Below are 22,090 nucleotides of genomic sequence, written 5' to 3'. Positions count from 1 at the left end.
ATTTTTTAAATGTTAGAAGAACAATTTCATAATATCATTCCAAGTCACAGCGATCATGAGGACAACCATGACAGCTACCCCTGCGAGGGTAACATAGCTTTCTGTTTCCCGTTTCAAGGGTTTGCGACGGATAGCCTCAAGGATATTGAGGACAATTTTTCCACCGTCCAAAGCCGGAATCGGAATTAAATTAAAGATCCCGATATTAAGAGACAGCATAGCTAAGAGACTCAGAATAGCCGGCAGACCTTGCTGAGCTGCCTGACTGCTGACATTATAAATAGCAACTGGACCGCCCAATTTATTTAAATTAAAGTTAAAAATCAAATCTTTCAAGGCTGTCAAAATCCGACCTGTAGTCGTCCAAGTAGCGGTAAAGCCTCCGACTACCTTGTCCCAAAAACCAGTCTTGATAGCAGGTGAAACATCCAATAGATAGCGGTCACCCTCTTTTTTAGGCTCAATGTCCACTTTACGAGTCTGACCGTCACTCTTATAAGTGATGGTCAATGTTGGTGCATCTGCCTTATCCTTCGTCGCTGCTGACACGGCTTTGGTTAGGTCGTCCCAGTTTGCAATCTCATAATTGTTGACTTTCAGAATCTGGTCATTGCTTTTCACCCCTGCCTTGGCAACAGCGCTACCTTCTAGCACCCGAAAATGATTGCTATTTTCATCTTGGACACCGCCTTGAAGAAAGGCCAAGAGCATGAAAACTAGAATGCTCAAAATGAAATTATTCATGGGGCCAGCAAAATTGGTGATGAGTCGTCCCCAAATAGTCGCATTTTGATACTGGACATCCAGCGGAGCAATCCGAACTTCCGTTCCGTCTTCCTCAACAATGGTCGCATCGTGATCAACAGAATAAGTCTTGGTCTCATCTAAGACCAGCCCTGTAATCTCCAGCTTTTCTTCAAAATCAAAACTGATCACATTCATAGGCAGAGCTGTCTGATCGATTTTCTTGCCAGACAGATTGATGCGGACGACTTTCCCATCTTCATTCAAGGTCAGACTAGCTGGCGTACCTGTTTTGATTTCTGTCGAATCCTCGCCCCAGCCAGCCATGCGGACATAACCACCGAGCGGCAGAATCCGAATCGTATAGGCTGTTCCATCCTTGCCAATATGAGCAAAGATTTTCGGACCCATCCCAATGGCAAACTCACGAACTAGAATGCCTGATTTTTTGGCAAAGTAGAAATGTCCAAACTCATGAACCACCACGATGATCCCAAAAATAATAATAAATGTAATAATCTGCATAAGTCTAATCTTTCTCTTAAGATTGTTCATTAAGCCAAGAAGGCTTTCGGCTGCTTGGCCACCAAACTCCTTAGAACAGGCCAAAGAGGTGCATCAGTGGAAAGACAAAAAGCAAGCTATCAAAGCGATCCAAAACACCGCCATGCCCAGGAATAAACTTCCCTGAGTCTTTGACACCAAAGTGACGCTTAATAGCGCTCTCTACCAAATCACCGAATTGGCCAGCAATACTAAAGACAACTGTCAAGAGCAGCATGGTCACAAAGCTATATGGAGTGGCAACTTGTGGACGGACAGACATAAAAATCGCAGAAACCAGCACCGCTGAGATAATGCCTCCTAAACTGCCTTCAATGGTTTTATTTGGCGATATCTTTGGCAATAATTTTCTCCGTCCGTAGCGAGTACCAACCAGGTAGGCTCCACTGTCTGTCGCCCAGACGATAAAGAGAGCCAGCAAAACCTTGTCCACATTCACCAAACGGGCATCGATCAAAGCATTAAAGCCTAGACCAACATAAAAACTAGAAGCAATCGGATAAGCCGCATCTTCAAAGCTATAAGAGGAACCTAAAACAGTCGCTCCTAGCAAGACGAAAACAACCAAGCCATAAGCCATCACATTGCCATCCACGGGCAAAAACTTCAAGTAATTTTCAAGTGGCAGGGTCAAGACGAAAGCTGCCAGCATAGCCAATCCGCCCTCTAAGGTCGCTGTCGGAAGCCCCTTCATCTTAAGCAATTCATGCACTGCTAGCATAGCTAGAAGGCCAACACTGATCTGGAAGGGAATCCCTCCCATCTTCACTAGAGGAATAAAAATTGCTAGAGCAATTCCTCCAAAAAGAAGACGTCTTTGTAAATCTAAACTCATCTTTTTCTCCCTCCTTTATACACCGCCAAAGCGTCGATTGCGACGATTATACTCTACAACCGCATCCTTCAAAGCCCTCTCATCGAAATCCGGCCAAAGGATATCTGTAAAATACAACTCGCTATAAGCTGTCTGCCAAGGCAGGAAATTGCTAAGGCGCAGCTCGCCACTCGTACGAATAACCAAGTCAGGATCCCGTAAACTTGCAGGCAAACTGCTGGTATAGAGGTAATCTCCAAGCATTTCCTCTGTAATATCTGCTGGCTGAACTTTCGCATCTAAAACATCTTGGGCAAGCTTCTGAACCGCTTGATTGATTTCAGCTCGGCCGCCATAGTTCAGGGCGAAATTCAAAATCAACCCCGTATTCAAGCGAGTCAGCTCCTCAGCCTTCTCCAAGGCCTCAAAGGTTGCTTTAGGAAGTCGCTTCGTGTCGCCAATCATTTGAATTTTTACATTGTTTCTGTGTAATTCTGGCACATAGCGGTCATAAAACTCAACCGGCAAATTCATAATGAAGGACACTTCTTTTTCTGGTCGCGTCCAGTTTTCCGTTGAAAAGGCATAGACTGTCAAGACCTGCACACCCATCTCCTTAGCTGCAATCGTCACTTCTTGCAAGGCTTCCATACCTGCCTTATGTCCAAAGACGCGCGGCTGCATACGTTTTTTAGCCCAACGACCATTGCCATCCATGATAATGCCTATATGCTTGGGAACAAGCAAGGCCTCATCGAGCTTTTCTTTTTTCTTAAAACTAAACATATTTTTTATCCTATTTAAAGTTTTATCATTTCATTATATCATAAATCCTTTAAATGTGGGCAGGAGAGCTGATTTTTCGTCTATCAGAGCTGATGATGAATAGCTGGTAGTATATGCAGGCAGGTTTCGCTTGTATCGCACAACTATAATATTGTAAAAGATGAGTTTACAATATGTCCTTAAAATAAAAAAGACAGCCTCTAGACTGTCCTATATTCTATTCTTCAATTGCAGTATCTTCATCAGATACAGCGATATCACCTTCCACTCCCGCAGCAGCTGGGATACCCTCTGTCAGTGGCAAAACAGTCTTAATGGCTGCTAATTCAAATGTCAAGAAAACACCGTCTACGTCCAAGACAACAGTCTTACGCTCTGAATCAACTTCATCAACAGTCCCGTAAAGACCACCAATAGTAATGACTTCATAGCCTTTTTGCAGTTTATTAAGGCTTTCCATACGTTTTTCAGCTTGCTTTTTCTGTGTCCGTACTTGGAAATACATCATCCCTACTAGTACAACAAAAAAAATAATCATCATTGTTGGATTCATTTCTCTTCTCCTTTGGAATTCATCTACTAATTACTATAGCAGATTTTGGCCCGTTTGACAAGGCAGGAAAATATTTTCCAAAAAAATCAGGATGCCTAGCACCCTGACTTTATGTCTTTTATTCAAGATTTTTAACAACTTCTGCTACGTGCTCAACTGTAAAGCCGTATTCTTCCAGAACCTTGCCTGCTGGAGCAGATGCACCGAACTGGTCGATTCCGATAACTGCACCGTCTAGACCGACATACTTGTACCAAGGCTGGCTAGCTGCCATCTCAATCGCTACACGGCGACGAACTGCATTTGGCAGAATTTCTTCTTTGTAGGCTGCATCTTGAGCGTCAAAAAGCTCTGTTGATGGCACGCTGACCACGCGGATTTTAGCGCCTTCTGCTGCAAGTGCTTTAGCAGCTGCAACAGCCAAATTAACCTCAGAACCAGAAGCCAACAAGATAGTATCGAAATCTGCTCCTGTTTCGTAGACTACATAAGCACCTTTAGCGACCTTGTCAAAGTCTGTGCCTTCTTCGACTGTCAGATTTTGACGGGTCAAGACCAGAGCAGTCGGAGTAGATTGGCTCTTAAGGGCTAAATACCAAGCTGCCTGGGTTTCACGTGCATCTGCTGGGCGAAGGACAGTCAAGTTTGGAATCGCACGCAGACCAGCCAAGTGCTCAATCGGCTCATGAGTCGGACCGTCTTCACCAACCGCAATTGAATCGTGAGTGAAGACATAAGTCACTGGCAAACCTTGCAGAGCAGACAAACGGACAGCTGCCTTAACATAATCTGAGAAGACGAAGAAGGTACCACCGTAAACGCGAAGTCCACCATGAAGCGCCATACCGTTGAGAATTGTTCCCATAGCAAACTCGCGCACACCAAATTGGATATTGCGGTTGAGACGGTGGGCATCATCTTGCAGGCCATCCTCCTTGATATAGGTCATATTAGAATGAGCCAAGTCAGCAGAACCGCCGAGAAAAGTTGGAAGCACCTTAGCTGCTGCATTGAGGGCATCCTGACTAGAATTACGAGTCGCTTGAGAGAAGCCATTTTCAAGCACTGGGAAGTCTTCTGGTTTGATTTCTACTGGATCCTGACCAGCAATGATAGCTGTTACTTCTGCTGCCAATTCTGGATGGGCTTGCTTGTAGTCCTCTACCAGCTGTTTCCAAGCATCGTATGCCGCTGCACCACGCTCTGCCACATTTGTACGGTAATCTGCATAGACTTCCTCAGGAATCTCAAATGGCGCATAGTCCCAACCCAAGGCTTGACGTGTGGCTTCCGCTTCTTCTGCTCCTAAAGGAGCACCATGAACTGCATTGGTTCCTTGCTTGTTTGGAGAACCGTAACCGATAACCGTCTTAACTTCAATCAAAGATGGCTTGCCAGAAGCTTTCGCTTCATTGATAGCTGCATCAATCGCTGCAATATCCGTTCCGTCTTCGACTAAAGCAGTATGCCAACCATAGGCTTCATAGCGGGCACGAACATTTTCTGTAAAGGAATCCTTAGTTTCCCCATCCAAGTTGATATCATTTGAATCGTAGAGAACAACCAACTTGTCCAGCTTTTGCAGGCCAGCGTAAGAAGCCGCCTCAGCTGAAACTCCCTCCATCAAATCGCCATCACCACAGATGACATAAGTGTAATGGTCAAAAATCGGGTAGCCTTCACGATTATACTTGGCAGCCAAGAAACGCTCTGCCTGAGCAAATCCAGTCGCTGTAGAAATCCCTTGTCCCAATGGTCCAGTCGTCGCATCAACTCCAGCCGTATGACCAAACTCTGGGTGACCTGGTGTCTTAGAGCCCCATTGGCGGAAGTTTTTGATTTCCTCCATGCTGACATCTTTAAAGCCAGACAGATGGAGCAAGGCATAAAGCAACATAGAGCCGTGTCCTGCAGACAGAACGAAGCGATCGCGGTTAATCCAATTTGGCTCTTCTGGATTGATACGCAGTTGTTTAGTAAATAGGTCGTAAGCCATTGGCGCAGCACCCATCACGACACCAGGGTGACCTGACTTAGACTTTTCAATTGCGTCAATTCCTAAAAAGCGAATGGCATTAACAGATAATTGTGACATTGAATTCTCCTTATAAAAAATTTAGCGGGCTGCTACAACCAGCAGACATTCCTACGCTCATTTTTCTTATTTCCATTATATGAAATTTTTGCCTTTCCTGCAATAATGGAAAGGCTATTCTTTCCTTCAGTAAAAGAATCCCACAAGCAAGCACTCATAGAATTCTAGTTATATATTTCCCTGTAAAATCGGCTACTTATTGAATAGTAATACCATATTTTTCATGATTTTCTTCGTACCAATTAATCAGAGCAATAGCCGTTTGATAAGTAATATTCTTAATCTTGCTGCTACCTTTGACCAGTGTCAAGATGCTCATTTTGCTGATATTGGCATCTGTCGCCACACGATAGCTGGTCAAAACTCCATCGATTAGTAATTGAATAACAGCTTCTACCTTTTTATAATCAGACATTGTAGTAATATCCAATTTCTCCATTTTGCATTCCTTCCATAACATTTATCTTTTCCTAACCATTATACACTTTTCTATGGTATTTACATATATAAATGCTTGGAGCGTTAGAAAAGAGGAAATTGGCTGATTATTTCTGTCTAGTTTAGCTAGATTTTGAAAAGGTTGACAAGCGACAAAAATGAGTATTAGTCCATATAGGGTAGCAGGTAGCCGTAGCCTTCCTCTTCCATTTGCTCTCTGGGAATAAATCGCAGAGCTGCTGAATTGATGCAATAGCGCAGGCCACCTAACTCCTGCGGACCATCGGTAAAGACGTGACCCAGATGGGCATTTCCTGAACGACTCCGTACTTCGATTCGCTCCATGCCATGGCTCAAATCTTGATAATATTTGATAACCTCGCGAGCGATAGGACGGGCAAAACTAGGCCAGCCACAACCAGATTCAAACTTGTCAGCCGCAAAAAAGAGTGGTTCGCCAGTTGTCACATCAACATAAACCCCTGCCTCAAAAGTCGCGTTGTAAGCATTATGGAAGGGGCGCTCCGTTGCGCTCTGCTGGGTCACCTGATACTGCTCCTCACTTAGCACTGCTTTGAGTTGCTGCTGACTAGGCTTAGGATAATGGCCCGCATCTACCAAGGGCTGCTCAGCATCCTTGACATTGATATGGCAATAACCCGTCGGATTTTTCTTGAGATAATCCTGATGATAATCCTCGGCCAAGATATAATGGCGCAAGGGCTCTAGCTCTACAGCCAACTTTTGTCCTAATTGCTCCTCCTGTTCAGCAAAAACCTGCTCGATAGTGGTGCGATCTTCCTCACGGACATAGTAAACACCTGTCCGATACTGACGGCCAATATCATTACCCTGTTTGTTGATAGATAAGGGGTCAATGACTCGGAAATAGTAGAGCAAAATTTCCCGCAGGCTGATTTTTTCTTCGTCATAAATCAAGTGCACCGTCTCCGCATGGTCCGTCTGGTGAATGAGCTGGTAGTTGGTGGACTCTACTTGTCCATTGGCATAGCCTACTGTCGTCTCCTCAACGCCTTCAATCCGAGAAAAATATTCCTCCAAGCCCCAGAAACAACCGCCCGCTAGATAAATTTCTGCCATAAACATCCCTCCAATCTTTTCCTCTATTTTCTCATAAAAAGAAGAACTTTTATAGGATTTTGATTGGGACTTTCTTAGAAATCATATCAAATACTGCGCCTCTATGGATTAGCCAAATTCAATTGTTTCAGCAAAATATAAAAAGACAGGAAATTTCCCATCTTGGACTAAAGATTTAGTTCTTTGTATTCTGTTCGGTAACCAACTTGCACAATCCGATCATCTTGGACTAGCAGTGGTCGCTTAATCAGCATGCCGTCTGTCGATAATAAATCAGCAGCTTCCTGAGCTGTCATATCCGGAACTTTTTCTTTGAGACGCAGTTCACGGTATTTGAGACCACTAGTATTGAAAAAAGCCTTGAGCTCAAAGTCCGAGTTCTGAATCCAGTCTAGGAGCTGGTCCCGGCTAGGTGTATTTTGGACAATATCTACCGCTTCAAAGTCCACTCCTAATTGATTGAGCTCAGCCTTGGCCTTGCGGCAGGTAGAGCATTTTGGGTATTCGATAAATTGTAACATTGTTTTTCCTCCGTCCCTATGATAGCCCAGCTAGCTTCTTCTTGTCAAGCCAAGGATCGTCAGAAAAAGCCGACAAGCGAAAGGCTCATCGGCTGATACAGACGCATTCCATGAAGAAACACCTCTATTTTCGATTATTTTTTAATCAAACGCACGCGCACAATATTGTCGCTATTCTCAAATTTATCAACCAGCTCCTGAATCTTACCTTCGTCCGACTCATCCAGATCCAGCAAAGTATAAGCATAATCACCCTTGGAACGATTGATGATATTGTCGATATTGATATTCAAATCACTGACCGCCGTTGAAATCCGAGCTACAATATTCGGTACATTTTTATTAATCAGGGTAATCCGATAAGGCGCTGAGAGTGCCTGACGGACATTAGGGAAATTCACTGAGTTGATAATCTCTCCCGTTTCCATGAAGCGACGAATAGTCTTGCCGGCCATGATGGCACAGTTAAGCTCAGCTTCTTCGGTTGATCCGCCCAGATGCGGAAAGACTGTAATCTGCGGATGACGGAGTAGCTCTTCCACACCAAAGTCTGTGATATAGCGCTTGATAACACCAGCTTCTATGGCTTCAAAGAGGGCAACGTTATCCACCAGCTCGCCACGAGCAAAGTTGATGAGGGTTGTTCCCTTTTGCATAAGACCAAAAGCAGGCTGATCAAAAGTAGCGCGTGTATCATCAGTCAGGGGCACATGGATAGTTATGTAGTCGCTCTTTTCAAAGATTTCCTTAATGTCTGCTACCCGCTTGACATGGCTAGAGATATTCCAAGCTGTTTCAATAGATACATAAGGATCATAGCCAAGGACATTCATTCCCAGACGATAGGCATCGTTAGCAATACGGCCGCCGATAGCTCCCAGACCAATGACTCCCAAAGTCTTCTCTGCAATCTCTGTCCCAGCAAACTGCTTTTTGCCAGCCTCCACTTGCTTAGGAACATCGTCGCCAGAGAGGCCATTAGCCCAGCTGTTAGCTGCGATATAGTCACGCGCTGACAGGAGGACAGAAGCCAAGACAGCTTCTTTCACCGCATTGGCATTAGCTCCAGGTGTGTTGAAAACCACGATTCCCTGAGCTGTTGCTTGGTCAACAGGAATATTATTGGTTCCTGCACCTGCCCGCGCAATAGCTTTTAGATTACTTGGAAAATCCTGTCCATGCAGGTTTTGACTGCGCAGAATATAAGCATCCGGATTGTCAGACTTGTCTCCGTCAATCTGAAAAGCGTTGCCCAGCTCCTTGAGTCCAATTTGATTGATATTGTTAAATGTTTTGACACTAAAGACCATAGTTTCCCTCTCTTAAGAATTTTCTTCTTCAAATTTCTGCATAAAGGCGATCAAATCCTTGACACCTTGGAGCGGAAAAGCATTGTAAAGACTGGCTCTCATGCCGCCCACGCTGCGGTGCCCCTTGATATTCTTGAAGCCTGCTGCTGCGGCCTCTTTGTTAAACTTAGCATCCAGCTCTGGACTTGGAGAAACGAAAGGAATATTGGCTACTGAGCGTTGCTCCTTATAACGGACTGGACTGCGGTAAAAGTCAGACTGCTCAATGAAGTCGTACAAAAGGCCAGATTTTTCACGATTGCGCTTTTCCATTTCTGCTACGCCACCTAGCTCCTTGACCCACTCAAAAACCAGCTTGGCCATATAGATGGCGAAAGTTGGTGGTGTATTGTAGAGAGAGTCATTGTCCGCCTGAATGCGGTAGTCCAGCATACTAGACAGAACAGGCTCATCATTGAGCAAATCCTCACGAATGATGACCACTGTCACGCCGGCAGGTCCGATATTCTTCTGAGCCCCAGCATAAATCAAACCAAAATCCTCTACTCGGTACTGAGCAGCCAGGATATTAGAAGACATGTCCGCCACAATCGGCACGCCATTAGTCGCTGGCAGGTCGTAGATGGCCGTTCCTTCGATAGTATTATTGGTTGTCAGGTGCACATAAGCCGCCTGCGGATCAATCTCCTTTTCATCGAAAGAAGGAATTTCCGTGTAATTTAAGTCCTCTGACGAAGCCAAGAGAATAGGCTCAAAAGGCACGGTCTTAGCCAGCTTGACTGCCTCTGTGTAAGCTTTCTTTCCCCAAGATCCGGCTACTAGGTAATAGGCCTTGCCTCCCTTGGCGAGATTAAGGGGAATCATGGAAAACTGAGTAGAAGCTCCCCCCTGCAGGAAGAGCACGCGGTAATTGTCCGGAATAGCCATGAGCTCACGCAGCAAGCTCTCCGCTTCTTTGATAATGTCGTCAAATTCCTTGGATCGGTGGGACAGCTCCATCACGCTCATGCCACTTTGGGCATAGTCTAAAAACTCAGCCTGAGCTTTTTTCAAGACTTCCTTGGGCAATACTGCCGGTCCAGCAGAAAAATTGTAAATGGTCATATCCTACCTCCAAAAATGTATTTTGTCTATCATATCACAATGTTCAGAAAATTTCTATAATTCTTTCAAAGATATTTTTCTTTTGGGGAAATTCCCGAACAAAAGGAGGATTTTGAACAAAAAACTAGTCGAATAGGACTAGTTTCTGTCTTCTTCATGATAAAGGGCATAGAGCTGACTTTTATTACGCCCGTATTTTTTGGCCACTTCCTTGATAGCCTGATTTTTCTTGCTACCGGATTGGACCAAGCTGTCAATTTCAGCCAAGAGATCTGCATCCGCTTTGTCTTCCTTCTCTAGACTTGCACCAGCCACAATCAGGAGGCACTCGCCCTTGAGTGCAGTCTCCGCAAGATAGTCTATCAACTCAGAAATCCTTCCTCGTTGGTATTCTTCATAGATTTTGGTTAATTCCCGAACCAAGACCACCGGGCGGTCCCCATAGACTTCCAACATATTTTCCAGCGTAGCCTTGACCCTATGGGGAGATTCGTAAAAGATCTGTGTCTCTGGATAAGCCTTTTTACTCTCGAAAAATTCCTTCTGCTGTCCAGACTTACGAGGCAAGAAACCATAAAAAATATGAGGCTGAGGCGCTAAACCACTGGCAATCAAAGCGGAAATCCCAGCACTGGGCCCCGGAACCGTCACCACAGCAATGTCCTCAGAAATAGCCTCCTTGACCAAATCATGACCTGGATCCGAAATGCTAGGCAAGCCAGCATCGGATACCTGGGCTAGATTTTGCCCTGACTTGAGCAAGTCCAGCAAGACCGGTATCTTTTCTTGAGCATTGTGCTCATGGAAGCTGATCTGCCGCGTCTCAATCCCAAAGTGTTTGAGCAGAAGGCCCGTATTTCTAGTATCTTCAGCCGCAATAACATCCACTTCCTTGAGGGTATTGACCATGCGAATGCTCATGTCGTCCATATTTCCAATGGGAGTCGCTACCAAATACAGCTTGCCGTAAGGCGACTGTCCCTTAAAACTCTTTTGAATCTGCATTTCTACTCCCTGAATAACAACTCATCGCAGAACATGCACTCCGCATCGTTTTCTCGGCGTTGACCATAGAAATCTGTACACACATGAAAACCATCGTAGTACAGTTTGCGGAGGTTGTCCCGATTTTTATTGATTTTAACCGGTGCTGCTTGCTCTACCTCACCTAGCCGCTCTCTCAGCTTATCATTTTCTAACTGGAGGACGATATTCTCCTCCACGACACTCTTGAGATTTTTCTTAATGGCCTCTACCTCGGCAAGGGTCACTAAAAGCGTCTGAGAAAAATCATCCAAGGCATCAAATAGTTCTTTTTTATTCATTATCTGCTCCTATCTTGCTTGGGCACTGGCTTTTAAAATCATGTATTCCAGAACATTTTGAAAAGACACATTGGCTCGCCACATCTTCTTTGCTTCTAAGAGATCTTCCAGTTTCTTGCGACCTGCCTCGTTTCCAAGTTCCTTGGCTAGCAAGACCTCCAAAATTTTAAAGATCTGCTCCTGTTTATCCTTGTCCTCAGCCAGTTTAGCTAGCTTGGCCACTTGGAGATAAGCCTGATTCTCATTGGTCAAGGCAGCCTTAACAAATCTCTGACTCTCACTGACCAGCTCAAAGAAAGACTTGTTGGAAACCAACTGATCGGCCTCTTCCTGGGTCTGGCTATATGCAGCCAGCAACTCAGCCTGACTTTTGATTAAGCCAGCCTCTTCCAGCTGGTGCTGGAGAGCTACCTGATTCTTCCGAAAGTGAAAAATCTGCGTTCGACTCTTGATGGTAGGCAAAATCAGATGCTCATCGGCTGTCAAAAGAAAGATGTAAATCTCACTTTGGGGCTCTTCGATGACTTTGAGGAGGGAATTAGCGGCATTGACGTGCATCTTATCTGCATCACAGATGATAAAGACCTGTCTGTTGCCCTCCATACCGCTCTGGGAGAAATTTCTCACTAACTCACGAATGCGCTCCGTTTTGATAATACCATTCACTGGCCGCACAACCGTCACATCTGAGAAATCCTCACTCTCAATCAAGCGACAGGACCGGCAAATACCGCAGGGCCAAACTCCCTGACGGTTCTCACAAAAGAGACTCTGAGACAAGGTCAAAGCCATGGCAAAACTAGAAAAATTCCCCGAAAATAAATAAGCATGATTGAGCCGCCCTGCTTCTAGGATTTTCTGAAAAGTTTCTGTAAGCTGAGGCTGGGCCTGACGTAATTCTTCTACTGTCATTTTTCTTTAATAAAACGTTCTTTAATAACTGCCAAACTGTCGGCCACTACTTGCTCTAGCGGCTGACTAGCATCTATCTTAACGACACGTTCTGGTTCCTTTTCTAAAATAGCCAGATAGCCTTGACGCACGCGCTCGTGCAGGTCGAGACCTTCCAGATCCAAACGATTGACTTCGCGCTCTTTATTTCGAGCAATGCGAGCCAGACCTTCCTTGACATCAATATCGAAATAAAGGGTCAAATCCGGCTTGAGCCCATCAGTCGCAAACTGGTTGAGCCATTCCACATCGTCAACTGCCAAGCCCCGTCCATAGCCTTGATAAGCCACCGAGCTATCAATAAACCGATCTTGCAGGACCCATGTCCCTTGCTCTAGGGCAGGCAGAACTTTCTCCGCCAGATGCTGACGTCGGCTGGCAATATAAAGCAGCAACTCCGTCTTAGCATCCATGGCTGTGTGCCCCTTATCCAAAATCACCTCGCGGATTTTCTCAGAAATAGCCACACCGCCAGGCTCTCTCGTCGTTAGCAACTCACAGCCCATCTCTTTCAGCTGAGGAAGCAAGGCCTCTAAAACACTGGTCTTCCCAGCACCTTCTGGTCCCTCTAGCGATATAAAAATACCTTTTTTCATCGTTTTCCTTTTACATTCATTCTGCCAATGGATACAGAAATCCCTATTTTAGTCTATGCTTTATTGTACCAAAAATTATCCCAAAAGCCCATAGAAGAATTTCTCGAAAACTATTTCATATTATTTTCAAAAATGAAAACTTTTGATAAAATAGAGTCAGAAAATTCTTAGGAGAGTCTGATGTTTAAATTTAAAAATATACTGGCCATCATTCTGGGGGCTGGAATTTTTTCTTTTGGGATTCATTATTTGGTAATTCCTTTTCACTTATATGAGGGAGGAGCAACGGGGATCACCTTGATTGTCTACTACCTCTTCAAGATTCCTGTGTCAACCACCAATTTGGTCATCAATATTCCACTCTTTATTCTCGCTTGGAAATTACTGGGAAATCGCACCCTTTACCTTAGTATTTTAGGGACTTTCTCTGTATCAGCTTGGCTTAAACTATTCGAATTGCTACCTGCTTCCAAACATTTACAAGACTATTTCTTCTCTTCCTTGGATGGCGATGTCTTACTAGCCTGCCTTGGAACGGGAATTATTCTGGGAGTCGGATTAGGCATTATTTTCAACGCTGGAGGAACGACTGGTGGGACCGATATTGTAGCTCGTATTTTCAATAAATATACCAGCATCTCCATGGGCCGCCTCATGCTGACAGTGGACTTTATCGTGATCTCTCTGGTTCTTTTAGTCTTCAAAGATCTGCGTATGGTTTCTTATACGCTCATGTTTGTCTTTATCACCTCTCGTGTTATTGACTTGATTGCTGAAGGTGGCTTCGCTGGCAAAGGCTTCCTGATTGTCACAAGCAAACCAATAGAACTGGCTCAAGCGATCAATGAAAAACTTGGAAGAGGCGTTACCTATCTGCAAGGACAGGGCTTCTATAGCAAGCAAGATTTGCAAATCGTTTATTGTGTTGTCTCTCGTAACGAAATGCAGCAAATGAAGAAACTCATCAATGACATCGATCCATTTGCCTTTACAACCATTACAGAAGCCCATGAAATCTTAGGAGAAGGCTTTACCTTAGACTCTAACAAACAACCCATCGTCAAATAAATTAATCCTACAAAAAAGACTTCAGAATGAATAATCATTCTGAAGTCTTTTTTTACTCTAAGTTATTCAATAATTGAATCAGAGTTTCGGCTGAACGCTTGCCTGCTTCTAGGATAAATTCATCAAAAGTGATATTGGCATCATGGCTGGCTGTATCGCTCATCGCACGAATGACCATAAAAGGCAAACCAAGAGAATGAGCGGCTTGAGCAATGGCTGCTCCCTCCATCTCAACTGCCAAAACATCAGGAAAATGCTCCTTAATTTGGTCAATCTTATCCTGTCCAGCGATAAAACTATCTCCCGTCGCAATCAAGCCAACTCGGCTCGTCTGCTGGGTCTTTTCCAGCACGGCTTTCATCTCCTCAACCAAGTAGCGACTGGCTTCATAGTAGAGGGGTTGCCGTGCCATTTGACCGTAGTCATAGCCAAAAGCTGTCACATCCACATCATGGTAGACCAAACGATCTGCCACCACTACATCTCCAATTTCTAAGCCCGAAGCTACTGCTCCAGCGGAACCCGTATTGATGACCGCCGTCACCTCAAAGTCATTGGCTAAAACAGCTACACTCATGGCTGACATGACTTTGCCGATTCCACTTTCCACCAGGACAACCTCATGATGGCCAATCCGACCAGTATAATAAACATGCCCTAGGCGCTGGTGTTTCTCAGCCATCTCCAGATGCTCTACCAGCAGCTTCAATTCCTCAGGCATAGCCGCGATAATTCCGATTTTCATGATTTATTCTTTCCTTTTTTACATTAAAAAGAGGGAGAGGAAGCAGAGTTTCATTTTCTCGTTTCCGTCACTCCCCTTCTTTATCATAGCCAAATAATGGCCGCAATTAATCCAATCAAAAGAAGCACAATCCAGAACAGGATTTTGTTTAATTTAGCCTGAAAAATACTTCGTTTTTGATTTTCGATTCGACGACTTTTGATAACTGTCGGTTCAACTTCAATCTGCAGAGTATCCTGATTGACAGCTTGCCGTGGAGCAGCATAGCCGAAAGTTCCTTTTCTAGCAATAGAAATGACCTTAGTTTCTTCATCGTCCATCAGCAAGGGACCATCAATATGTTCTCCACGATTGGCTCGCTCAATGATTTCATCTGTTAATAAAGCTTTTCCCATTGATCTACGTTCCTATTTATTCAGATTTTTTTGTTGCCAGTACTGAAGGGCCATGATGGTCTTGGCATCGCAGATATCACCGTTTTGCAGCAACTGCTCCGCCTCTTCCAGACTGACCTCAAAAAGTTCCAATGTTTCATCCTCGTCTTGAGGACGAGGGTTTTCGACCTTTGTTAAATGGCTAGCGCTGTAGAGCTTGATTTTTTCATTGCAAAAACCGATGGCAGAGTAGAAATCATAGACCAACTCCAACTGCCCAGTGTAGCCCGTCTCTTCTTCTAATTCTCGGAGGGCAGCCGCTTGCGGATCTGCATTTTCTCCTAGCTCCAACTTCCCAGCTGGAATCTCGTATGAAGTCGCTTCAATGGCCTTACGGTACTGCTTGACTAAAATCATCTTATTTTCCGGAGTGATAGCAATCACAGCCACTGCACCATTATGAAAAATCAAATCTCTTTGGGCTTGACCTTTGCCTTCTGGCAGCTCTACCTGGTCCTGAACCACTTTAAAAATCGGTCCCTGATAAATTTCCGTCCGTTGGACGGTCTTTTCTTCAAATTTCATGGCTGAACCTACTTATTTTGAGGATGATGAGGAAGTCGCTTAGCGTAATCTTCCTTGTTAATCTGACGACCACGTCCCAAAGCAATAGCATCTGCTGGTACGTCCTTCGTAATGGTAGAACCCGCACCGACCAGTGAGTTATCACCCAGCTCAACTGGGGCAATAATGGTCGAGTTGGAACCGACAAAGACATTGTCACCAATGATAGTCTTGTACTTCTTCTGACCATCATAATTGACCGTAATCGTACCCGCACCAAAGTTGACATTAGCACCGACTTCAGAGTTTCCAATGTAGGTCAAATGACCAGCCTTGGTATTTTCGCCAATAGAAGAACCCTTAACTTCAACAAAGTTGCCGACATGGACATCCTTGGCCAGACTAGAACCTGGACGAATGTGAGCGTAAGGTCCGACCGTCACCCCATCTGCAACGATAGATTCTTCAATCATAGAGCTGGTGATAACAGCTCGCTGACCAATTTCTGAGTCTACAATATAAGTCCCATTGGTCAGGATCGTCTCTGCCCCAACCTTGGTTTGACCTTTCAAAGTCACGTTGGCTTCGATTTGCACTTCTGGTGCGATTTCTACATCTACATCAATATAGGTCGCATCTGGATTAACAAAGCTGACACCGTTAATCATGTGCTGCTGGTTAATCCGGCGGCGCATAATGCTTTCAGCTGTCGCCAAAGCCACGCGGTCGTTGACACCGAGACTTTCGTCAAAGTCTTTCAGCGTATAGGCACCAACTTTTTCCCCATTTTCACGGAAAATGCCAATCACATCTGTGATATAGTATTCTCCCTGCGCATTGTTGGTATTGATATTCTTGAGGGCCTCAAAGAGACGGGCATTGTCAAAGACATAAGTCCCTGTATTGATTTCCTTGATTTGCTGCTCAAAGTCAGAAGCATCTTTTTGCTCAACGATTTTGATGACTTCTCCGTGCTGATTGCGCACGATCCGGCCATAGCCAAAAGGATTGTCCGCTTCAGCAGTCAGGATTGTCGCAACATTCTTGTGATTGATATGAAAATCAATCAGATTTTTCAGGCTTTCTCCCGTAATCAGGGGAGTATCGCCAGCAATAACTAAGGTTTGACCAGTTAGATTTTCCAAAACAGGCTCGGCCATCATAACCGCATGACCAGTTCCTAGCTGCTCGGTCTGACGAACAAACTCGGTCTGACCTGCCAAGACTTGCTCGACCAGCTCCGCCTTGTGTCCGATAACAGTGACAGTCTTCTCAGGCTCAATTGCACTAACACTACGGAAAACGTGCTCTAGCATGGAAATCCCTGCTACCTTGTGCAAGACCTTTGGCAAATCTGATTTCATGCGAGTACCCTTACCCGCAGCCAAAATAACGGCATAATTTGTCATAAATGAACTCTTTTCTCTAAGATATTACCCTTATTATACCACTAAAAGATAATTTTTTAAAATGCTAATTGCAGAAGCAGGGAATCACACTTAGAGAAAAAGGTTTATGGACCAAATCACTCTGCTCAATTCGCAATCCACTCCATCCAGACCAATTCTTTAAAATCTTCTTGTGGAGCTTAAAAACGTTTTTTCCTTCGTTTATACTAGCTTTTGATAGCGTCGAATGACCAGCAAATTGTTTTCCTTAAACACTATAGGTCTATTGCTTCTATTATCAAAATTTAGTTGGCGATTACACATTTAAAATTGATAAGTAATGAAATATTTGCTATAATGACATAAAATCAAGTGTTCACACCTGTCTTATAAAGTGCAGGAAAGTCTCAAATCTGCTAGGACAATGCTATTATTATGTGATCCACTGTGGAATGATACGATCCAAGGATTGTAAGCTCCACTTTCTAGTTTTCTTGTTTTTACCCGACCAATTATATATTTAGAGTTGTGAGGAGATGTTAGTTATGATGTTTACTAAAAATCGCAAGAAGAGAGATGAATACTACCAACAGATTGACAGAATCTATAATAACGATAGTATCATCATTAGCTCAAAGTTACGGGAAGAGCTCCTAACTAGTGCTAAAGGGCTGCAGAAGGGGGACCAAATCAGTTATTTGGCATTTAAGTTGTATCCTTTTGTATGTGACGAGGTGCTGAAGAATAAGTCCGATGAATTAACCTCATTTAAAAAATATCTTGAAAAAACAAGATGGAAATATTATTGGGGAAGTGTGCTTGGAATGGCATTTGTTAGAGCATAAGTTGCAACTGGCACTTTTGAAAGCATTCAAGATGAATACGCAAATCATCTTCCAATATGATAAGACGATAAAAACTCATAGAATCTCCTAGTGGAGCTGGTGTCTAGCGACTTAGAGTTTACACTAGTTGAGGCTCTGTGAGTTTTTTTCTTGCATGATATTTACAATCTAGCCATAAAAAAGAGGCTAGGACTCTTTTGTCCAAACCTCCTGAATGTAGGTACTGTTAGCATACGAACATGTGCTAAAGTCCCTTATAAATTATTTTGTGATCAGCTGCAATCTAAGCTCTCACAGAGATAAATGGTGAGCCTTCTGTATTATCTTCAGGCGCTCCGCTCTTTGAACCAAAGATATAATCCACTGAGTACCAACCGTTATTATTAGCATTATAAGGATCATAGACCTGGGTTTGGCCATTTTGATAGCCTCTTAAGACTATCTCATGGGTAACAGGATAGCTAGCAAAGACGCTATTGCCAACAGCCGCCATGACATGATGGCCTGCTGCCAAAGCTTCTTTAAGGGCTGCTGATGAATGCAAGACATCTGTGGTCAGTCCCCAGTTCTGAGCCCCTTGGACAATCCCCTTACTTGACGTTCCAAATAGACCATTTTTGTTAAAGGAGTCCGTATGATGATAAAGGTAGTCCGCTACGGTTGTTGGTAAAACAGTTTGACCTGTAATACCAGAAATAGTCATCGCTAATGTGGTAGGAACACAGCCAGTAGCTGCTAAATTATATTTCCCATAATATAAACCAGCCCATCTAGGATCACGTTGTGAATAATATGGCGTATCATAAACTCCTCTGCTGACCGTTGTAGTCGTTCCACCAACGCCTACCAAACTACCATCATTTTGAACATAATAGAGGTGAATATTGTATTCCCCAGTAGAATATTTATGGCTAGAGGTGCGTACTAGGGCCTTATAACTACCATCGGCTTGCTTTTGAGCCCGATACCAAACAATGTCATCCTGACCATTAACACTTGACCAAGTCGGCAGGCTAACTTCCCTGACTCCTTTTGGACTATAAACATTAGTGACTACAACTTCGAACGTGCCTAATCGAGGATTATTATTTTTAATGGTGATTTGACCCGTTGGCTTAATGTGTTCTGAAGCTACATTTGCTGTTGTCTTCGTGCCTCCGACCCCAACCATTCGGCCATCATTCTGAACATAGTAAAGGTGGATATTGTATTCGCCTGTAGAATACTTGTGGTCACGTAGATTGACCTGCGCCTTGTAAGTACCATCGGCTTGCTTGACTGCTGTGTACCAAATAATGTCGTCCTGACCGTTAGCACTTGACCAGGTTGGCAATTTAACTTCCTTGACACCATAAGCATTCTCAACTTCAGAAACCACCACTTCAAAGGTACCTGTCTGTTGATTATTATTCTGGATAGTCAGCTTACCTTTTGGAGTTCCTAGAGATACGGTCGTCTTGGTTCCTCCAACTCCGACCAACTGGCCATTATTCCCTACATAATAGAGATGGACATTGTACTCACCTGTAGAATATTTATGGTCGCTTGCCTTAATATTCATCTTGTAGGTACCATCAGCTTGCTTGACTGCTCGATACCAGATAATATCGTCCTGACCATTAGTGCTAGACCAAGTTGGCAGAAGCACTTCACGAACTCCCTCTGGACTGCTCACTCCGCTCACGACAACATCAAAACTACCTGTTGTTGGATTGTTATTGGCAATCGTGAGATTTCCCTTTGGTTTAGCGACAGACACAGTGGTTGTTGTGCCACTAACCCCAATCATCTGACCATTATCTTGAAGATAGTAGAGGTGGATATGATACTCACCAGTGGACATCTTATGGTTGCGGGCTTGAATGCTGGCTCTGTAGGTGCCATCGGACTGCTTGGTCGCTGTGTACCAAACAATATCATCTTGGCCTTTATCACTAGACCAAATCGGCAGATGCACGCTCTTGACACCAAAAGGACTGACAACATCGGAGACAACAACATCGAAGCTGCCCGTATCCGGGTTGTTGTTCTCAATTTTCAAGGTTCCTTTAGGCTTGGCTGCTAAACTAAACTGAGTGCCTGCTACACCGACTAATTGACCGTCATCTTGGATATAGTAAAGATGAACAGTATAGTCTCCCAAAGAATATTTATGATCACGAGCCTGAATGCGAGCTCGATAAGTACCATCAGACTGTTTGATTGCTGTGTGCCAGACTAGATCATCTTGACCTTTATCGTTAGACCAAGTCGGCAGCTTGACTTCCTTGACACCAAAAGGATTGGAAACGTTAGAGACAACGACATCAAAGCTACCAGTAGCTGGATCGTTGTTTTCAATTTTCAAGGTTCCTTTAGGTTGAGATAGGCTAACTGTTGTTCGAGTGCCACCTACACCAACCAGCTGACCGTCATCTTGAATATAGTAGAGATGGACATTGTATTCGCCTGTTGATTTCTTATGATTCACTGCTTTGACAGTTGCTCGATAAGTACCATCCGCCTGCTTGACTGCTGTATACCAGATCAGGTCATCTTGACCTTTATCGCTGGACCAGGTCGGTAACTTGACTTCCTTGACACCATACGGACTGGAAACACCAGAAACAACAACATCGAAACTACCTGTATCTGGATTATTGTTTTCAATTTTCAGCGTTCCTTTAGGTTGAGCCTTAGAAACTGTAGTCGTTGTACCACCTACACCGACCAACTGGCCATTATCCTGAACATAATAGAGGTGGATATTGTACTCACCTAGAGAGTTCTTGTGGTGGGAAGCTTTGACTGTGACAGTGTAGTTGCCATTGGTCTGGCGCTGCGCCTCATACCAAACTAGATCGTCTTGGCCATTGACACTAGACCAAACAGGAACAACAACTTTTTTCACACCATAAGGATTAGAAACTCCTGAGACAACAACATCGAAACTGCCTGTGTCTGGATTATTATTGACAATATCAATTTTTCCTTGTGGTTTGCCGATGGTAACAGTTGTTTTTGTACCGCCTACACCGACCAACTGATTATCTTCCAAGAGATAATAGAGGTGGATATTGTACTCACCTAGAGAGTTCTTGTGGTGGGAAGCTTTGACTGTGACAGTGTAGTTGCCATTGGTCTGGCGCTGCGCCTCATACCAAACTAGATCGTCTTGGCCATTGACACTAGACCAAACAGGAACAACAACTTTTTTCACACCATAAGGATTAGAAACTCCTGAGACAACAACATCGAAACTGCCTGTGTCTGGATTATTATTGACAATATCAATTTTTCCTTGTGGTTTGCCGATGGTAACAGTTGTTTTTGTACCGCCTACACCGACCAACTGATTATCTTCCAAGAGATAATAGAGGTGGATATTGTACTCACCTGTGGACATCTTATGGTCACGAGCTGTAACGCTAATTTTATAGGTGCCATCCACTTGTCGTTTAGCATCGTACCAGATAATATCATCCTGACCATTCACACTGGACCAAGTTGGTAGGGCGACTTTTTTGATGGGCTTAGGGGATGAAATGTTGGTTACATGCACATCGAAGGTACCAGCATTTGGATCGACATTTGTAATATTGATAGTGCCTTGAGGCTTGTCATCAACTGCACGAGAAACTCTCGCTTTTGGCTCAGATTCTGCCCTTGTTTCTGCTTCTTGTGGCTTATCAGAAGAAGCTGTCACAGATCTAAATGAAGCTCTTCCTGAAGAAAGATCTTCTGAAGGGACTGTTACCAAATCGTTCTTAGACTGTTCAAGCGACGAGTTACCATTCTTTTCAGAGGAACTTGAAGCGACCTTTTCATCTTTACCTAAAGAGGTTTCCTGTGTACTGCTATCTTTCTTTGTCTCAGAATCTACTTCTGAAGGCTTACTAGCTAGATCAGCCTGTTTAGAAGTATCTCGATTGGTCACAGCAACTGAGGGCTCTGATTGCTGTCTATCATTTGCTGCTTGATTTGTTTCGTCAGCAAAAACGCTATTAGCACTGGCTGCTAATAAAATAGCTGTACTAGCTAGATAAACTAATCCTTTTGTTTTCATACGCTTTCTCCATCCTTTTTAGAGTTGCACACCTTTATTGTAGCATAATAGGACAATTATTACAAATTGGTAACAAATTTGTTTCGTTTAATCCAAAACTGATTTGAAACCTATTCTTTCTATTATGTAATTCGTAAACAAAAATAAAAAAGAGCTGGG

At 43.8% G+C, this 22,090-nt stretch carries 21 protein-coding genes; 2 read left to right on the top strand and 19 right to left on the bottom strand.

Translation table 11 applies throughout. The features are described 5' to 3' along the window. Positions 1-12: 12 nt before the first annotated feature. The 14 genes from rseP to tmk form a co-directional block, all read right to left on the bottom strand. Complete coding sequence (rseP, locus tag HBA50_RS02535) at positions 13-1,269, bottom strand: RIP metalloprotease RseP (protein ID WP_045500863.1); 1,257 nt, start codon at positions 1,267-1,269, stop codon at positions 13-15. Between the two features lie 70 nt (positions 1,270-1,339). After that, the gene (locus HBA50_RS02530) at positions 1,340-2,143 is read right to left on the bottom strand and encodes a phosphatidate cytidylyltransferase (RefSeq protein WP_045500860.1); all 804 of its coding nucleotides are present in this window, start codon (positions 2,141-2,143) and stop codon (positions 1,340-1,342) included. Between the two features lie 15 nt (positions 2,144-2,158). Then, positions 2,159-2,908 carry an undecaprenyl pyrophosphate synthase gene (gene uppS / locus HBA50_RS02525; RefSeq protein WP_045500858.1) on the bottom strand — a complete coding sequence of 250 codons (750 nt, stop codon included), beginning with the start codon at positions 2,906-2,908 and terminating at the stop codon, positions 2,159-2,161. A gap of 217 nt (positions 2,909-3,125) precedes the next feature. Next, positions 3,126-3,461, bottom strand: a complete 336-nt coding sequence (gene yajC, locus HBA50_RS02520; RefSeq protein WP_005591861.1) for a preprotein translocase subunit YajC — start codon at positions 3,459-3,461, stop codon at positions 3,126-3,128. A gap of 118 nt (positions 3,462-3,579) precedes the next feature. Next, on the bottom strand, positions 3,580-5,556 hold the full coding sequence (tkt, locus tag HBA50_RS02515) for a transketolase (RefSeq protein WP_045500856.1): 1,977 nt from the start codon (positions 5,554-5,556) through the stop codon (positions 3,580-3,582). 196 nt (positions 5,557-5,752) lie between these two features. Continuing rightward, positions 5,753-5,995 (bottom strand): hypothetical protein, encoded by a 243-nt coding sequence (locus HBA50_RS02510; protein ID WP_005592291.1) that lies wholly within the window; start codon positions 5,993-5,995, stop codon positions 5,753-5,755. A gap of 164 nt (positions 5,996-6,159) precedes the next feature. Next, the gene (msrB, locus tag HBA50_RS02505; protein ID WP_045500853.1) at positions 6,160-7,095 is read right to left on the bottom strand and encodes a peptide-methionine (R)-S-oxide reductase MsrB; all 936 of its coding nucleotides are present in this window, start codon (positions 7,093-7,095) and stop codon (positions 6,160-6,162) included. Between the two features lie 167 nt (positions 7,096-7,262). Continuing rightward, positions 7,263-7,616, bottom strand: coding sequence for an arsenate reductase family protein (locus HBA50_RS02500; RefSeq protein WP_045500851.1), 354 nt, complete (start codon positions 7,614-7,616; stop codon positions 7,263-7,265). Between the two features lie 134 nt (positions 7,617-7,750). After that, positions 7,751-8,926 (bottom strand): 3-phosphoglycerate dehydrogenase family protein, encoded by a 1,176-nt coding sequence (locus HBA50_RS02495; RefSeq protein WP_045500849.1) that lies wholly within the window; start codon positions 8,924-8,926, stop codon positions 7,751-7,753. Positions 8,927-8,938: 12 nt separating this feature from the next. Further along, a complete protein-coding gene (serC, locus tag HBA50_RS02490; RefSeq protein ID WP_045500847.1) occupies positions 8,939-10,030 on the bottom strand; it encodes a 3-phosphoserine/phosphohydroxythreonine transaminase in 1,092 nt (363 codons plus the stop codon). Positions 10,031-10,168: 138 nt separating this feature from the next. Continuing rightward, a complete protein-coding gene (gene rsmI / locus HBA50_RS02485; protein WP_045500845.1) occupies positions 10,169-11,035 on the bottom strand; it encodes a 16S rRNA (cytidine(1402)-2'-O)-methyltransferase in 867 nt (288 codons plus the stop codon). Positions 11,036-11,037: 2 nt separating this feature from the next. After that, the gene (gene yabA / locus HBA50_RS02480; RefSeq protein WP_005591852.1) at positions 11,038-11,355 is read right to left on the bottom strand and encodes a DNA replication initiation control protein YabA; all 318 of its coding nucleotides are present in this window, start codon (positions 11,353-11,355) and stop codon (positions 11,038-11,040) included. 9 nt (positions 11,356-11,364) lie between these two features. After that, complete coding sequence (locus HBA50_RS02475) at positions 11,365-12,267, bottom strand: DNA polymerase III subunit delta' (RefSeq protein ID WP_045500843.1); 903 nt, start codon at positions 12,265-12,267, stop codon at positions 11,365-11,367. After that, on the bottom strand, positions 12,264-12,902 hold the full coding sequence (tmk, locus tag HBA50_RS02470; RefSeq protein WP_045500841.1) for a dTMP kinase: 639 nt from the start codon (positions 12,900-12,902) through the stop codon (positions 12,264-12,266). The genes HBA50_RS02475 and tmk overlap by 4 nt, the downstream gene beginning before the upstream one ends. Positions 12,903-13,082: 180 nt before the next feature. Here tmk and HBA50_RS02465 point away from each other — a divergent pair, with 180 nt between their 5' ends. After that, a complete protein-coding gene (locus HBA50_RS02465) occupies positions 13,083-13,970 on the top strand; it encodes a YitT family protein (RefSeq protein ID WP_045500839.1) in 888 nt (295 codons plus the stop codon). A 52-nt stretch (positions 13,971-14,022) separates the two neighbouring features. Here the strand turns inward: HBA50_RS02465 and HBA50_RS02460 are convergent, their stop codons facing one another. The 4 genes from HBA50_RS02460 to glmU all read right to left on the bottom strand — a co-directional run bounded on the left by HBA50_RS02460 (position 14,023) and on the right by glmU (position 17,062). After that, positions 14,023-14,715, bottom strand: a complete 693-nt coding sequence (locus HBA50_RS02460; protein ID WP_045500837.1) for a 5'-methylthioadenosine/adenosylhomocysteine nucleosidase — start codon at positions 14,713-14,715, stop codon at positions 14,023-14,025. 83 nt (positions 14,716-14,798) lie between these two features. After that, on the bottom strand, positions 14,799-15,110 hold the full coding sequence (macP, locus tag HBA50_RS02455; RefSeq protein WP_045500835.1) for a cell wall synthase accessory phosphoprotein MacP: 312 nt from the start codon (positions 15,108-15,110) through the stop codon (positions 14,799-14,801). Between the two features lie 12 nt (positions 15,111-15,122). After that, the gene (locus HBA50_RS02450) at positions 15,123-15,674 is read right to left on the bottom strand and encodes an NUDIX hydrolase (RefSeq protein ID WP_045500833.1); all 552 of its coding nucleotides are present in this window, start codon (positions 15,672-15,674) and stop codon (positions 15,123-15,125) included. Positions 15,675-15,682: 8 nt separating this feature from the next. Further along, on the bottom strand, positions 15,683-17,062 hold the full coding sequence (gene glmU, locus HBA50_RS02445; protein ID WP_045500831.1) for a bifunctional UDP-N-acetylglucosamine diphosphorylase/glucosamine-1-phosphate N-acetyltransferase GlmU: 1,380 nt from the start codon (positions 17,060-17,062) through the stop codon (positions 15,683-15,685). Positions 17,063-17,586: 524 nt separating this feature from the next. Here glmU and HBA50_RS02440 point away from each other — a divergent pair. Further along, positions 17,587-17,886, top strand: a complete 300-nt coding sequence (locus HBA50_RS02440) for a bacteriocin immunity protein (RefSeq protein ID WP_052687630.1) — start codon at positions 17,587-17,589, stop codon at positions 17,884-17,886. Between the two features lie 283 nt (positions 17,887-18,169). Here HBA50_RS02440 and HBA50_RS02435 read toward each other — a convergent pair whose 3' ends face one another. Next, positions 18,170-21,931 carry a GBS Bsp-like repeat-containing protein gene (locus HBA50_RS02435; protein WP_045500829.1) on the bottom strand — a complete coding sequence of 1,254 codons (3,762 nt, stop codon included), beginning with the start codon at positions 21,929-21,931 and terminating at the stop codon, positions 18,170-18,172. Between the last annotated feature and the right edge of the window lie 159 nt (positions 21,932-22,090).

The organism is Streptococcus cristatus ATCC 51100, assembly GCF_011612585.1.
Lineage (GTDB): Bacteria > Bacillota > Bacilli > Lactobacillales > Streptococcaceae > Streptococcus > Streptococcus cristatus_H.
The sequence above is the reverse complement of the archived record's forward strand: the minus strand, read 5'-3'. Positions and strand labels throughout refer to the sequence as shown.

What these genes read in the sequence shown, in the direction of transcription:
- rseP (WP_045500863.1), bottom strand. Translation starts at nt 1,269, where the DNA reads ATGCAGATTATTACATTTATTATTATTTTTGGGATCATCGTGGTGGTT.
- HBA50_RS02530 (WP_045500860.1), bottom strand. Translation starts at nt 2,143, where the DNA reads ATGAGTTTAGATTTACAAAGACGTCTTCTTTTTGGAGGAATTGCTCTA.
- uppS (WP_045500858.1), bottom strand. Translation starts at nt 2,908, where the DNA reads ATGTTTAGTTTTAAGAAAAAAGAAAAGCTCGATGAGGCCTTGCTTGTT.
- yajC (WP_005591861.1), bottom strand. Translation starts at nt 3,461, where the DNA reads ATGAATCCAACAATGATGATTATTTTTTTTGTTGTACTAGTAGGGATG.
- tkt (WP_045500856.1), bottom strand. Translation starts at nt 5,556, where the DNA reads ATGTCACAATTATCTGTTAATGCCATTCGCTTTTTAGGAATTGACGCA.
- HBA50_RS02510 (WP_005592291.1), bottom strand. Translation starts at nt 5,995, where the DNA reads ATGGAGAAATTGGATATTACTACAATGTCTGATTATAAAAAGGTAGAA.
- msrB (WP_045500853.1), bottom strand. Translation starts at nt 7,095, where the DNA reads ATGGCAGAAATTTATCTAGCGGGCGGTTGTTTCTGGGGCTTGGAGGAA.
- HBA50_RS02500 (WP_045500851.1), bottom strand. Translation starts at nt 7,616, where the DNA reads ATGTTACAATTTATCGAATACCCAAAATGCTCTACCTGCCGCAAGGCC.
- HBA50_RS02495 (WP_045500849.1), bottom strand. Translation starts at nt 8,926, where the DNA reads ATGGTCTTTAGTGTCAAAACATTTAACAATATCAATCAAATTGGACTC.
- serC (WP_045500847.1), bottom strand. Translation starts at nt 10,030, where the DNA reads ATGACCATTTACAATTTTTCTGCTGGACCGGCAGTATTGCCCAAGGAA.
- rsmI (WP_045500845.1), bottom strand. Translation starts at nt 11,035, where the DNA reads ATGCAGATTCAAAAGAGTTTTAAGGGACAGTCGCCTTACGGCAAGCTG.
- yabA (WP_005591852.1), bottom strand. Translation starts at nt 11,355, where the DNA reads ATGAATAAAAAAGAACTATTTGATGCCTTGGATGATTTTTCTCAGACG.
- HBA50_RS02475 (WP_045500843.1), bottom strand. Translation starts at nt 12,267, where the DNA reads ATGACAGTAGAAGAATTACGTCAGGCCCAGCCTCAGCTTACAGAAACT.
- tmk (WP_045500841.1), bottom strand. Translation starts at nt 12,902, where the DNA reads ATGAAAAAAGGTATTTTTATATCGCTAGAGGGACCAGAAGGTGCTGGG.
- HBA50_RS02465 (WP_045500839.1), top strand. Translation starts at nt 13,083, where the DNA reads ATGTTTAAATTTAAAAATATACTGGCCATCATTCTGGGGGCTGGAATT.
- HBA50_RS02460 (WP_045500837.1), bottom strand. Translation starts at nt 14,715, where the DNA reads ATGAAAATCGGAATTATCGCGGCTATGCCTGAGGAATTGAAGCTGCTG.
- macP (WP_045500835.1), bottom strand. Translation starts at nt 15,110, where the DNA reads ATGGGAAAAGCTTTATTAACAGATGAAATCATTGAGCGAGCCAATCGT.
- HBA50_RS02450 (WP_045500833.1), bottom strand. Translation starts at nt 15,674, where the DNA reads ATGAAATTTGAAGAAAAGACCGTCCAACGGACGGAAATTTATCAGGGA.
- glmU (WP_045500831.1), bottom strand. Translation starts at nt 17,062, where the DNA reads ATGACAAATTATGCCGTTATTTTGGCTGCGGGTAAGGGTACTCGCATG.
- HBA50_RS02440 (WP_052687630.1), top strand. Translation starts at nt 17,587, where the DNA reads ATGATGTTTACTAAAAATCGCAAGAAGAGAGATGAATACTACCAACAG.
- HBA50_RS02435 (WP_045500829.1), bottom strand. Translation starts at nt 21,931, where the DNA reads ATGAAAACAAAAGGATTAGTTTATCTAGCTAGTACAGCTATTTTATTA.